This window comes from Protofrankia coriariae (assembly GCF_001017755.1).
In the GTDB taxonomy this organism is placed as follows: domain Bacteria; phylum Actinomycetota; class Actinomycetes; order Frankiales; family Frankiaceae; genus Protofrankia; species Protofrankia coriariae.
In genome coordinates this window covers 17,597-29,704 of the sequence record NZ_JWIO01000068.1, presented here as the reverse complement: position 1 = coordinate 29,704, position 12,108 = coordinate 17,597, and the positions used below count along the sequence as shown (strand labels likewise).

The window sequence follows — 12,108 nt, the reverse complement described above, 5'->3', positions numbered from 1 at the left end:
GTGGCCGTCGTACGCCCGTAGCTATCGAGCTCAGAGGCAGTTTCCGTCTGTCGGCAGGCTGTGGTTTCCGGGCCGGCCGTGCCACCGGGTTGGTGAAGAACGCCGCGCTGGAGCGCGAAAAGGCCGATGCGGGATCGGCGGCGGGTGACGGATTTTCCGGACGAATATGTGACCAGCGCCGACCGTCCGAGCGGAACGGGAACGTCGCGGCAAGCCGGGCAATTGCAACACCATCGTCGCACCGCTACGTTGACAGGCCCGGTTGTGAAACTATAGTGGACATTGACAGTCGAGTGACGAGAGTCACACGCCTGAGCCATATTGCCTGAGCCATATTGCCTGAGTCATTGCTTGAGCCATTGCTTGAGTCAGAGCCATTGCCTGAGCCACATGCCTGAGTCATACGACCTGCGGTCGTGGACTCCTGGGAGGCGCCGTGAAAGCACTGGTGTATCTGGGTTCCGGCTCCGTCGAGATACGAGAGCGTCAGTTTCCGGACATTGCCCGGCGTGACGACGTCCTGGTCAGAGTCACCGGGACGGGAGTCTGCGGTACCGATCGCAAGATTCTGCTCGGCCGCTTTCCAGCACGGCCTGGTGTGGTTCTCGGGCACGAGGCCGTGGGTGTGGTGGAGGCAACGGGGCCGGATGTCACAACGGTGCGGCCCGCCGACCGGGTGGTGGTCAACCCCACCCTGTTCTGCGGCGGCTGCCCGCCCTGCCGGCGTGGGGCGACCAATTTCTGCCAGCACAAGCGAGGAACGGAGGTCGGTGTCGACCGCGACGGCACGTACGCCGACTACGTCGTGCTGCCGGAACGCTTCACCGAACGGCTTCCGGAAGGCATGAGGTTTCGTCAGGCCGTGCTGGTGGAGCCGCTGGCCTGTGTGCTCAACAACGTCCTCGCGGCGGACGTCTCCTTCGGCGACACCGTGGCCGTGCTCGGCGCGGGGCCGATCGGCGTGCTGACGGGCCTGGTCGCGGCGCGACGGGCACGGCGGGTGGTGGTCGTCGAGTCCGACCCGTACCGGCTGGCGACGGCCAAGGCGGCCTTCACCCATGTCGTGGACGGCGGGGGAGCGGATCCGACGGACACCGTGGTGGCGGCGGGCGACGGACAGCGGCCCGAGGTCGTGTTCGACACGACGGGCACGGCCGTGGAGCGGGCGTTGCGCCTGGTGGCCGACGGGGGGCGGGTCGTGGGGATGGGTTTCGACGCCACCTACTCGACGCTGATGACACCGATGTACCTGACCAGCCACGGCATCAGCCTGATCGGGGCGGGGGACTACCGGGCCGATGTCTTCCCCGTCGCTGTCGACCTGGCCCGTGAACTGCCGCTGGAGTCCCTGGTGACGCACGAGTTCCCGCTCGAGCGCCACCAGGACGCCTTCGGTCTGCTGGCCTGGAGGGAGGCGGGATACGGCGCGATGAAGGTCGTCATCCGGTCCGACCCGGCGCCCGTGGGGGCGGACGGCTGGCCTGCGAGCGACCGATGAGCACGCGCGGCCCGCTGTACGGCTCGGTGGAGTCAGGCGGAACAAAGATGCTGTGCCTGCTGGGGACGGGCCCCGACGACGTCGCCGCCCACATGCGCTTCCCTACCGGGGAGCCGGGGCCGACGCTTGCCCGGGTGGTCGCGTTCTTCCGGGAGGCCACGGCCGATCACGGGCCGCCGGCCGCGGTGGGCGTCGCGTCCTTCGGCCCGCTGGAGCTGCGCCGCTCCCACCCCCGGTACGGGTTTGTTACGAACACGCCCAAACCCGGCTGGAGCAACGTGGACGTCCAGGGCAGGCTCGCGCGTGAGCTGGGTGTTCCCGTGACGATCGACACCGATGTCAACGGGGCCGCGCTGGGCGAGGGCCGGTGGGGCGCGGCACGTGGGCTGGAGACCTTCGTGTACATCACGGTCGGTACCGGGGTCGGCGGTGCGGCGGTTGTCGGCGGCCGGCCGGTGCGCGGGCTGGTGCACACCGAGATCGGCCATGTGGCGGTGGCGCGGCAGCCGGGGGACGGGTTCGCGGGCAACTGCCCCTTCCACGGGGACTGTCTGGAGGGCATGGCGAGCGGACGGGNCCGCCGCCCGCTGGGGGCGGCCGGCGGAAGAACTCGCCGGTCAGGAGCTTCGCAGGGCGGTCGAGCTGGAGGCGGCCTATCTGGCCGAGGGGCTGCGCAACGTCGTCTACTGCACCGCGCCCGAGCGGATCGTGATCGGGGGCGGGATGTCGGTGCTGCCGGGACTGTTCCCCCTGGTACGGGCCGAGTTGGCGAAGCGGCTCGCCGGGTNCTCGCCGGGTATCCGGGCCTGCCGGAACAGGAGGCGGACGACTTCGTCGTACCAGCCGCGCTCGGTTCGATGGCAGGCCCGGCGGGCGGCCTCGTCCTGGCTGCCCGGGCCGCGACCATCGCACGCCAGGACGGAGCGTCGCCGGACGACACGTCGCCGGACGCCGCCGCGGCAGACGCTGCCCAGAACCGCGCGAATGTCGCCCAGAACCGCGTGTACGCGGACCGGCCTCGTCACGAGGAGAACCGGACGCACGGCAGGCGAACGGGTGAGACGGCGATCAGCGATTCCGTCCGTCTCGAGACCGACGTCCGTGCCTGGCTGCTCCACGACGCGCTGCCGGGTGACAGTGTGCGGCACGCGCGTCCGCTTCCCGGCGGGTACACCAACGAGTCGATCATGCTGACAACCCGTAGAAACGAGCGCTATGTCCTGCGTCGTTACGGTTCGGGCGGAGGCGGGACGGCGGTGCGGCGCAACCCCTGCGAGGTGGAGGCCGCCCTGCTGACGCGGCTGCGCGGCCGGGTCCCGGTGCCCGAACTCGTGGCCGCGGACCCGGACGGCCGGGCGACGGGCCGCCCGGCCCTCGTCTACCGTTTCGTCCAGGGCGTCATGCTGTCCGGGCCGCTGGCGGATGCCTCTCCGGAGGGTGCGGATTCCCTGGGCCGGGAGGTCGGCGCGGCACTGGCCCGCATCGGCATGTTCGCTCTGCCCGGGCCGGGATACTTCGAGGAAGCCTCGCTCGTGCCCCGGCCGGCGAGGCGGGATGTCACGAGTGATCTGCCGGAATTCGTGGAGAGGCGCCTCTCGGCGGCGCGGCACCCGGACGGACGGCCCGGCGGCACCGGTCGCGCCGCGCAACGCCTCAGCTCCTCCGACGTGGCGACGCTGCGGTGGCTGGCCGAGAGGAGCGCGCGGCCGTGCGCCGCCGTGTGCGGCCAGCGCAGCCTCGTCCACAACGACTTCAACCCGAAGAACGTGCTGGTCGAGCGGCGGGGTGACGACCGCTGGCAGGTGGCCGCGGTGCTCGACTGGGAACTGGCCTTCAGCGGTTCGCCGCTGGTGGACGTCGGCAACATGCTGCGCTTCGCCGACGACTACCCGACGGCCTTCTCCCGGGGGTTGACGGACGCCTTCCAGGCCGGCGGCGGTCTGCTGCCACCGGACTGGCCGCGGATCAGTCGTGCCCTCGATCTCTTCGCGTTGACGGACATCCTGACCCGTCCCCCGGACGACGACCTGTTCGCCCGGGCCCGGGTCGTCATGCTGCGCCACGCGGCCCACGAGAGAGGGCTCCGCCGTTCCCCTTCCAACCAGATCTCGCCGTTCATCTGACCCGTTCACGCGTCGCGCGCGCCTCGATCGAGATCGAACGGCGGACGGCGGACGGCGGACGGCTTCCTGTATCGCTCCGCGAAAACTCCGTGAGGCGTTTCTCGCGTCGATCACCGAAGGAGTTCCAAGATGGCGGAAACAGTGCGGGGACAGGAGCTCCTGATCCCGACACCCGAATGCAGGTGCAACGGCACACCGCCGACTCCCGAACAGACCGAGGGGCCGTACTACAAGCCCTGCACCCCGTACAAGACAAACTTCCGCAACGATGTCGGGACCGGTACGCCCATGGTGCTGTCCGGCCGTGTCGTGGGGCTGGACGGAAAACCAGTCGGCGGTACGCTGCTGGACTTCTGGCAGGTCGGCGACGAGGGTGTGTACGACGAGGAGGGCTTCACCCTGCGCGGACACCAGTTTGCTGACACCGCGGGGAACTGGCGGCTGGAAACCGTCCTGCCGGCCGTCTACCCGGGCCGCACCCGCCACGTCCACGTGAAGGTGCAGCCGCCCGGCGGCGCGGTGCTGACGACGATGCTGTACTTCCCGGGAGAGCGCAGAAACCGTCTGGACAGGCATTTCCGGCCGGAATGCCTCATGAACGTCCGCGAGACGGCGGAGGGCTGGGAAGGGAGTTTCACCTTCGTTCTTCCCGTCTGAGTGCGGCCACGAGGCCGGCGGAATCGCGCCGGATGAACTCCGGCATTCGACGGCCGTCGCCCACACCAAGGGGGCGGTAAGTTTGTACGACACGCGGCGAATCCAGGACCTGCTCCACCACCAGGTCAGCGACTACATGATGCACCACGGTGACGGCATCTACCTGTACGACACCGAGGGCAGGGCGTACATCGACTGTGCCTCCGCCACCTTCAATCTCAGCCTCGGCTACAGCCACCCCGAAATCATCAAGGCCATCCGTGAGCAGGCCGATCTACTGATCCACGCCACCTCGACGTTCCAGACCAGGCCCGTCGACGAACTCGTCCGCAGGCTTGTCGCGGTGTCACCGCCGAACCTCACGCGGGTGCACCTGAAGGTGTCGGGGGGTTCCACCGCGAACGAGGGCGCGGTGAAGATGGCACAGGTCCACACCGGCCGCCGTGACGTGATCACCCTGTTCCGCAGCCACCACGGCCAGACCCTGCTGACGACGGCGATGTCCGGGGAGGCGTTCCGCAGGGAGCCGTTCCCGCTGCTCGTCCCCGGGGTCGTCCATGTCCCCGACCCGTACTGCCGGCGCTGCTTCTACCGGCAGCGGCCGGACACCTGCGGTCTGCTGTGCGCGGAACGGATCAACGACTTCATCGATCACGCGTCCTCGGGGAGTGTCGCCTGCGTCGTCGTCGAACCGGTGTCCGGCTCCGGCGGCAACATCGTGCCACCGGACGGATACCTGGCGGCGCTGCGCCGCATCTGCGACGAGCGGGGCATCGTCCTGGTCTTCGACGAGGTCCAGACCGGTATCGGCCGCACCGGGCACATGTTCGCCGCGGACCACTTCGATGTGCGGCCCGACATCATCACCACGTCCAAGGGGCTGGGCGGTTCCGGAGCCCAGGTCGCGGCGATCCTCACCAGCGAGGAGTTCTCCGGGCTCGGCGGTGAGTTCCACTCGTTCACGTACGGCGGCAACCTCCTGGCGGCGGCGGCCGCCNGGCGGCGGCGGCCGCCGCCAGGACCCTCGAGATCGTCTCCCGGCCCGCCTTCCTGGCGAACGTCCGCGCGGTCGGGGCGCACATCATGCGGCGGCTGCGCGGCATGGCCCAGCGGTACCCCTGCGTCGACGACGTGCGGGGACTGGGCCTGATGATCGGAATCGAACTCACCGACCGTGATGGCCAGCCCGCCACCTCGCTGACGCGGCATCTCGCGCGCAGCGGCATGGAGCACGGCCTGATCCTGCGCACCTCCCGCTACGGACGCGGAAACGTGCTGAAGATACGGCCGCCTCTGATCATCACAATCGAGGAGGCGGACCTGCTCTGCGACCGCCTGGAGACCCTCGTCGCCCAGGAGGCGCAGTGACCCTCGTCGCCTGGAGAGGCGCGGCGACGGACGTCGCCTGGAGAGGCGCAGTAACGAACGGCAGGAGGGCCCGGATGGACGATCACGGGTGGCAGGGCTGGCGGGAGTACCTGCTCGGCCTCGCCCGGCTGGTGCGCGGCGAGATCACCGCGGGCCGAGCCCTGACGGAGAACCGCGGCGTACGCGGCCACTCGCCCGGTGGCGACGCCCAGTTCGGGATCGACGACGTGGCCGAGCGCGCCGTGTGGAAGTACGTCGTCGAGCGGGACCTGCCCATGGCCGTGTTCTCCGAGGACCGCGGCCTGCGCGAGCACGGCCGTGCCCCACGGCACCTGCTGGTTGTCGACCCCATCGACGGCACCCGCTCCGCCGTGGCCGGGCTGGAGTCCGCCACCGTCGCCGTCGCCGTCGCCCGCCTCACCGCGTGTCCCCGGATCGCGGACGTGCGGCACGCGCTGCTGATGGAGTGGAAGACCGGTGCCTGCCTGTACGCCGAGAGGGACACCCCCGGGGTGGTCGCGCACGGGTACGACCACCCCGTGCCCGCCCCGACCCGCACCACGGACCCGTCACGGATGTTCTGGTCGCTGGAGTTCAACGGGCACCCGGCCCGGCTGATGACCGAGGCATACGGACATCTCATCGACCTGTCGGCCAACACGGGGGGCGTGTTCGTCTTCAACAGCGCCACCTACTCCATCTCCCGCCTGATCACCGGGCAGCTCGACGCGTACGTCGACATCGGCAACCGCCTGCTGCGGGACGACCCCGCGTTGCTCGGCGAGTTCCAACGCGTGGGCAACGGACGCGTGCTGCACCTGTTCCCCTATGACATCGCCGCCGCCGTCCTGCTGGCCGAGAAGGCCGGCATCGTCATCACCGACGCCTACGGGCAGCCGCTGGGCGACACGGCCCTGACCGACCTGGACGTCACCAACCAGCGGTCCTGCGTGGCCGCCTCCACCCCGCAACTGCACAGGAAACTGCTCGACAGCATCGCCTGGCCCGTCCGGAAGGAGCCGGCATGACCTCGAATATTTCGGATACATCGAACATTTCGAATACCTCGGGCACCTTGTGTGCCGCGGATATCACGGATGCCGGGTTCCAGCGGCTTCTCGACCGCCTCTCGGCCAGGGCCAGCAGCGACTACTACAACCCGTACACCACGTTCGACTGGCCACCGAGTCTGCCCGCGGACGAATTCTGGTTCTCGCCCGAACTGCTGTCCGTGCACGGGACGCAGTATGCCGAGAATCTCGCCCCCGCCCAGCTGCGCGCCCTCAGCCGCTGGGAGAGCGTCAACTTCTACAGCCTGAACGTCCACGGAATCAGGGAACTGCTCATCGAGGTCATGCGCCGGGTCCACACGCCCGGCTTCGAGACGCCGTCCGAGTTCTTCCACCACTTCATGGGTGAGGAGAACGAGCACATGTGGTTCTTCGCCACCTTCTGCCTGAAGTACGGCGGGCGAATTTACCCCAGCAAAAAACTGGGGCCGGCCGCTCCCGCCCAGGACCCGCGGCGGGAGAACTTCCTGGTGTTCGCCCGCATCCTGCTGTTCGAGCAGATCGTCGACCACTACAACGTGCACCTGGCCGCCGACGACCGGCTGCATCCCACCATCCGGCAGCTGAACCGGATTCACCACCAGGACGAGAGCCGCCACATCGCCTTCGGAGCACGGCTGGTCCAGCTGCTGTGGGAGCGGCTGCTGGCGGCCGGGCTGGACGCCGAGGACCGTGCGGCCGTCAGCCACTACCTCGCCGACTACCTCAGCGCCAGCATGGCCTCGTTCTACAACCCCGCCGCCTACCGCGACACCGGGATCTCCGACGGATTCGCGCTCCGCGGGCGGCTGCTGAACCATCCCGCCCGTCGCGCCGCCCACGAGCGCGTACTGCGCAAGAGCACGGACTTCCTCACCAGGATCGGCATCCCCCTCGCGCTGTGAGCAGACCACCACCGCCGGGCCGCCGGCCACCACCGTCGGCGCGCCACGCGCCCGGCATCCTTCCCGCCATCCACCAGACAGGCCCTAGGGAGGACGATGTCCCGCACCGAGTCCCACACCGGCGGGTCCCACACCGGCGGGTCCCACACCGGCGGGTCCCGTACCGAGCACACCACTGTGCCCGCCGGCTCTCCCGCGGCCTGGTCCGCGTGCGACGGTCTGGCCTGTCTGGGCGGGGCGGCGACCTCGCTGCTGCGCACCCTCGACGACGTCTTCGCGGGCTGGGGCACCGCCCGCGGTGCCGAGCCGATGACGCTCCCGCCGTTGCTGCCGGCCGCGGCCCTCAGAGAACTGGACTACTTCCACAACTTCCCGCATCTCGGCAGCGTCGTCAGCGGCATCAGACCGGACCGCCTCGACCACTACGGTGCGGGGAAGGCGGTCGTCCCGATCCCCGCCCAGGATCTCAGCGATGCCACCTACCTGCTGCCGTCGGCCACCTGCTACGCGGGGTTCCTGCACTTCACCGGCACCGAGCTCGCCGGACCGGCGACCCTGGTGACCATGGCGTCCCGCTGTTTCCGCAACGAGGAGCACTACGACGGCCTGCGCCGCCTGTGGGGCTTCACCATGCGGGAGATCGTCTGTCTCGGCTCCCGCGAGGCGGTCCAGGCGCACCTCGACAACCACCACCAGGAGATCGCCGCCTTCGCCGCGCGCCTCGGGATCGAGCTGCGCCGCGTCCCCGCGACCGATCCCTTCTTCCAGAAGGACGGATCGCGTGCGGTGATGCAACTCCTCGCGCCGGTCAAGGAGGAGTATGCAAGCCGGGACGGCACGGCGGTGGCCTCGTTCAACCACCACCGGAACTTCTTCGGGGAACGCTGCGCCATCCAGTACGCGGGACGGCCCGCGTTCACCGGGTGCGTCGCCTTCGGCCTGGAACGCTGGCTGCACGTCCTGGACGAACGCTTCGACGGGGACCTCGTCGCGGCCCGAGACGCGGTCCTGAAGGCGGGAGCCGTCCAGTGACCGCGCCGAGCCTGCCCGTGCTCCCCGGCCGGCTGGGACGGGCCCTCGGGCTCACCCTGCCTCTGCTCCAGGCCGGGATGGGTGGCATCGCGGGACCCAGGCTGTGCGCCGCGGTGTCCCGCGCGGGCGCCGGCGGCGTACTCGCCCTCTACAGGGAACCGCCAGCCCAGGTGAGCCGTCTTGTCACCGCCACCGCCCGGACGACCACACGTCCGTTCGGCGTCAACCTCATCCCGGAGGTGGCGGGCCCGGCCACCGCCCGCGCCCAGCTCGACGCCGCACTGGACAGCCTGCCCGGGCACGCCTTCGTGACCTTCTACGGGCTCCCCGACCCGGACCTGCTGACCGCGTCCGCCGGAGCGGGGCACCCGACGGTGGTTCAGGTCGGCACCGAGGCCACCGCCGAGCGGGCGCTGGAACGCGGCGCCACCATCGTCGTCCTACAGGGCAGCGAAGCGGGCGGTCACCTGCTCGGTGACCTGCCCGCCCTGCCCCTGCTGCGCGCGGTACGGAAACGCCACGCGGACGCCGTCCTCGCCGTGGCCGGCGCAGTGGCGACCGGGGCCGACCTCGCCCGTGCCATCGAGGAGGGCGCGGACGGTGCCATGGCCGGCACCGTCTTCGTGGCCACCCATGAATCGGAGGCCCATCCGCTCTTCAGACGCCGGATCGTCGCGGCCGCGGCCACGGACACCGTGGTGACGACGCGCTATGACATCGGATGGCCGCACCGGCCCCACCGGGTGCTGCGCAATGCCCTGACCGACTCCGAACAACGGCTTCCCGCCCGATTCGTCGCGACCGTCACGACGGCGGACGGCGGGCGCCTGCCCGTCCCCCGGTACAGCGCGACCGCGCCGTCGGTGCGCGTCGAGGGCCAGGTCGAGGACATGGCCATGTACTGCGGCCGCTCCTGCGAGCGGGTCACGGCCGTCGAACCGGTAGCTGCCCTGCTGGCCCGCTTCCGTACCGAATACGCCCTTGCCGTCCGTGACGCGCGGGGAATGACAGCCCATGCATGACACACTCAAGCCGATCGTCGACTGGTTGCGTGAGCGCAACCCGGAGTTCGACGAGATCCCTCCCGATCTCGATCTCATCGAGAACCGCCTTGTCGACTCGCTCGGCTTCATGGAGTTCATCCTGCTGCTGGAGGACGTCGTGGGCCGCGAACTACCCGTCACCGAACTGAGCGTCGACCAGTTCCGCACGCTCGACACCATCGAGGAGAACTTCTTCGGCGGGGAACGGAGCTGGTGAACACGAGCAGGCGCCACTGAACGTGGGAAGGTGCCACTGAATGTGGGAAGGTAGCGTGGTCTCGCTTCACGTCGCGCCCGCCCATGGCGCGCCCATGACAGAGGTCGGCGAGGTGCTCGCGGTGGCCGGCCGCGGCCTGATGGGGGACCGCTATTTCCGCTACTTTCACGACGGAGCTGCCGGCGGGCCGTCCCGGCACGTCATCGGCCGCTCCTCCGGCGTCTGCGAGATCTCCTTCATCGACGTCGATGCCCTCACGGCCCTGAAGCACGACCACGGTGTCTTTCTCGCCTCGGGAGAAGCCCGCCGCAACGTGGTCTGCCGCGGTGTTCCCCTCGACCAGCTGGTGGGCCAGGAACTCACCGTTGGCGCCGACGTCCGTGTGCGCGGCACGGCTCTCAGCGAGCCGTGCGCTCGCCTGGAACGGCTCACCCGACCGGGTGTGCTGCGCGGACTCCTCCACCGCGGCGGCCTTCGCGCGATGATTGTCAGCGGGGGAGTCCTACGAATCGGGGACCCCGTACGGCTGGGCCGCCTCTGACGGAACCGTGCCTGTCGCGTGCGCCGGCTCCCCGACCGGTGCCGATTCCTTTGTGTCTTCTGTGTCTTCCGCTGTGTCTTCCTCTGCGCCCTCCTCACTCGGCCGGTACATGCCGGGTACACACTGCCGCGTTCGATATGCTCGTGAGGTGTCCAGCCGAGGGGTGTCGGCGGGTGCCGCGCACCGCGCGGAGGAACTGGTTGCCGTCGCCCGTGACGACCCGGCGCGGCGTCTCCGGCTCGCCGCGCAGTTCTACGACCGGCGTGTCGCGACCCGGAGCATCCGACCCTATCGGCGTGCCGAAATAGCTTTCATGCGTTGGCAGATCCAGCGCGGACTGCTGGCATCCGCCAGCGCCGCGACGCCCGGCAGCCCGTGGTGGCGGGCCGTGAACGAGTCCCTGCTCCGCGACACGGTCGAGGCAGACCTGCTGTCCAAGGGCGCGTCCGGCGAGCCCAGCACGACCGCGGTGCGGCACTGGCTGGCGTTTCTGTGGCGCCCCGCTCCGGAAGCCTGGTACCGCGCGCACAACGCCAGCATCGTGGCCGGCTACCTGAACAACCGCGGGCTCGTCGCGCTCGAGACGCCGCTCGAACGGTTCTTCATGGACGTCGCGCTACTGCGCGTCCTCTACGCGCACAGCCTGCTCAGGCGCCCCAAACTGGCACTCGGCAGGCTCGCCGTGCTCGGCGCCCTCCTGGGCGATCCGCGCCGCCGGGCGGCCGACCTCTTTCTGTCCCTCCAGAACGTCCTCCCCGACAGGTACCCCTTGGAGGACCTGACGATCGAGACGGTACTCGCCCAGGAGAACCGCCTTGCCCGCATTTTCGACTACGGTATTATTTCCACCCGCATCGAGCTGCTGTACCGCTACGCCGCCGCCGATCTCGACGAGCCGCGGATATCAGCACTCTGCACCGGGCAGTGCCCGGTCTGATCTCGACGAGCCGCGGGTGTCCACACTCTGCAACGGGCAGTGCCCGGTCTACGCCTGGCCGTACGAGTACTGCCACGTCTGGCAGACCAACCGATCCCAGTTCGGCATCGCGTTCATACGCGCGCTGCTCGGCCCGTCGCACTGACCCGGCCCCGTTTGAAAAGAGAGTGTGCGATCGCCCAGCGGCCTCGGCCGGGGTTCTCCAGCCGGGCGTCCTGCGAGGGCGACTGTTGAGATCGGTCGCCTGTACGTCGTCAGCGTTACGGCTGTCCCATAATCCGTACTTCCGTGACCAGGTGATGTGGACCAGGGAAACCCTGTATGCGGCCTGATCCACGAAAATATCTGTGGGATGCGCTGCGCACACGTCGATCCCTGGGAATCGACGCGCTCGTCAATGTGATCCCCCTGGGTGTCTCGCATATGATAACCTGTCAGCAGGCTGATGATTTTGTGAATATTGACATGGTGTCGATGTGGTTGTCGGTCGTTGTCATCCGGCGGGGTACCGTCGGGGTGAGGTGGCCGTCGTGACGGCGCACCAGACTTTTTCTGTTCTCGACCGCGTCGATCTCGACCGGTTCGACGATGATGGCGGGGCTCCCGACCGGCTGTCCTTCACCCCATCCGTGCCGGGCACCCGGCCCTGGATCCGCCTGCTGGTGATTCCGCCCGACACCGCATCCGAGCATGCGCGCGAGATGCTCCGGTTGGCCGGCACCGGCTCGCCAGCCGGTT

Annotated in this window: 13 protein-coding genes and 1 pseudogene; all 14 read left to right on the top strand. The window is 69.4% G+C overall.

Annotation, left to right across the window (positions count from 1 at the left end):
* Positions 1-436 precede the first annotated feature (436 nt).
* The gene (locus FrCorBMG51_RS23465) at positions 437-1,498 is read left to right on the top strand and encodes a zinc-dependent alcohol dehydrogenase (RefSeq protein ID WP_076845038.1); all 1,062 of its coding nucleotides are present in this window, start codon (positions 437-439) and stop codon (positions 1,496-1,498) included.
* The gene (locus tag FrCorBMG51_RS30090; RefSeq protein ID WP_086055647.1) at positions 1,495-3,621 is read left to right on the top strand and encodes an ROK family protein; all 2,127 of its coding nucleotides are present in this window, start codon (positions 1,495-1,497) and stop codon (positions 3,619-3,621) included. Before FrCorBMG51_RS23465 ends, FrCorBMG51_RS30090 begins: the two co-directional genes overlap by 4 nt.
* A gap of 129 nt (positions 3,622-3,750) precedes the next feature.
* Entirely contained in the window at positions 3,751-4,278 is a 528-nt protein-coding gene (locus tag FrCorBMG51_RS23455; RefSeq protein WP_047225172.1) for a dioxygenase family protein, read from the top strand.
* A 136-nt stretch (positions 4,279-4,414) separates the two neighbouring features.
* Entirely contained in the window at positions 4,415-5,428 is a 1,014-nt protein-coding gene (locus tag FrCorBMG51_RS32215; protein WP_476742244.1) for an aspartate aminotransferase family protein, read from the top strand.
* On the top strand, positions 5,329-5,646 hold the full coding sequence (locus FrCorBMG51_RS35215) for an aminotransferase class III-fold pyridoxal phosphate-dependent enzyme (RefSeq protein ID WP_476742243.1): 318 nt from the start codon (positions 5,329-5,331) through the stop codon (positions 5,644-5,646). Before FrCorBMG51_RS32215 ends, FrCorBMG51_RS35215 begins: the two co-directional genes overlap by 100 nt.
* A 74-nt stretch (positions 5,647-5,720) precedes the next feature.
* The gene (locus FrCorBMG51_RS23445) at positions 5,721-6,674 is read left to right on the top strand and encodes an inositol monophosphatase family protein (protein WP_047225171.1); all 954 of its coding nucleotides are present in this window, start codon (positions 5,721-5,723) and stop codon (positions 6,672-6,674) included.
* 47 nt (positions 6,675-6,721) lie between these two features.
* A complete protein-coding gene (locus tag FrCorBMG51_RS23440) occupies positions 6,722-7,600 on the top strand; it encodes a diiron oxygenase (RefSeq protein WP_047225170.1) in 879 nt (292 codons plus the stop codon).
* 96 nt (positions 7,601-7,696) lie between these two features.
* The gene (locus tag FrCorBMG51_RS23435) at positions 7,697-8,632 is read left to right on the top strand and encodes a class-II aminoacyl-tRNA synthetase family protein (protein ID WP_200902578.1); all 936 of its coding nucleotides are present in this window, start codon (positions 7,697-7,699) and stop codon (positions 8,630-8,632) included.
* Positions 8,629-9,654 carry an NAD(P)H-dependent flavin oxidoreductase gene (locus tag FrCorBMG51_RS23430; RefSeq protein WP_047225169.1) on the top strand — a complete coding sequence of 342 codons (1,026 nt, stop codon included), beginning with the start codon at positions 8,629-8,631 and terminating at the stop codon, positions 9,652-9,654. Before FrCorBMG51_RS23435 ends, FrCorBMG51_RS23430 begins: the two co-directional genes overlap by 4 nt.
* On the top strand, positions 9,647-9,892 hold the full coding sequence (locus FrCorBMG51_RS23425; RefSeq protein ID WP_047225168.1) for an acyl carrier protein: 246 nt from the start codon (positions 9,647-9,649) through the stop codon (positions 9,890-9,892). Before FrCorBMG51_RS23430 ends, FrCorBMG51_RS23425 begins: the two co-directional genes overlap by 8 nt.
* A gap of 94 nt (positions 9,893-9,986) precedes the next feature.
* A complete protein-coding gene (locus FrCorBMG51_RS23420; RefSeq protein ID WP_047225179.1) occupies positions 9,987-10,433 on the top strand; it encodes an MOSC domain-containing protein in 447 nt (148 codons plus the stop codon).
* A 148-nt stretch (positions 10,434-10,581) separates the two neighbouring features.
* Positions 10,582-11,370, top strand: a complete 789-nt coding sequence (locus FrCorBMG51_RS23415; RefSeq protein WP_157180642.1) for a hypothetical protein — start codon at positions 10,582-10,584, stop codon at positions 11,368-11,370.
* A gap of 16 nt (positions 11,371-11,386) precedes the next feature.
* Complete coding sequence (locus FrCorBMG51_RS32750; protein ID WP_268760597.1) at positions 11,387-11,515, top strand: hypothetical protein; 129 nt, start codon at positions 11,387-11,389, stop codon at positions 11,513-11,515.
* A 385-nt stretch (positions 11,516-11,900) separates the two neighbouring features.
* Positions 11,901-12,108, top strand: a pseudogene (locus FrCorBMG51_RS23410) (hypothetical protein); the annotation flags it as partial.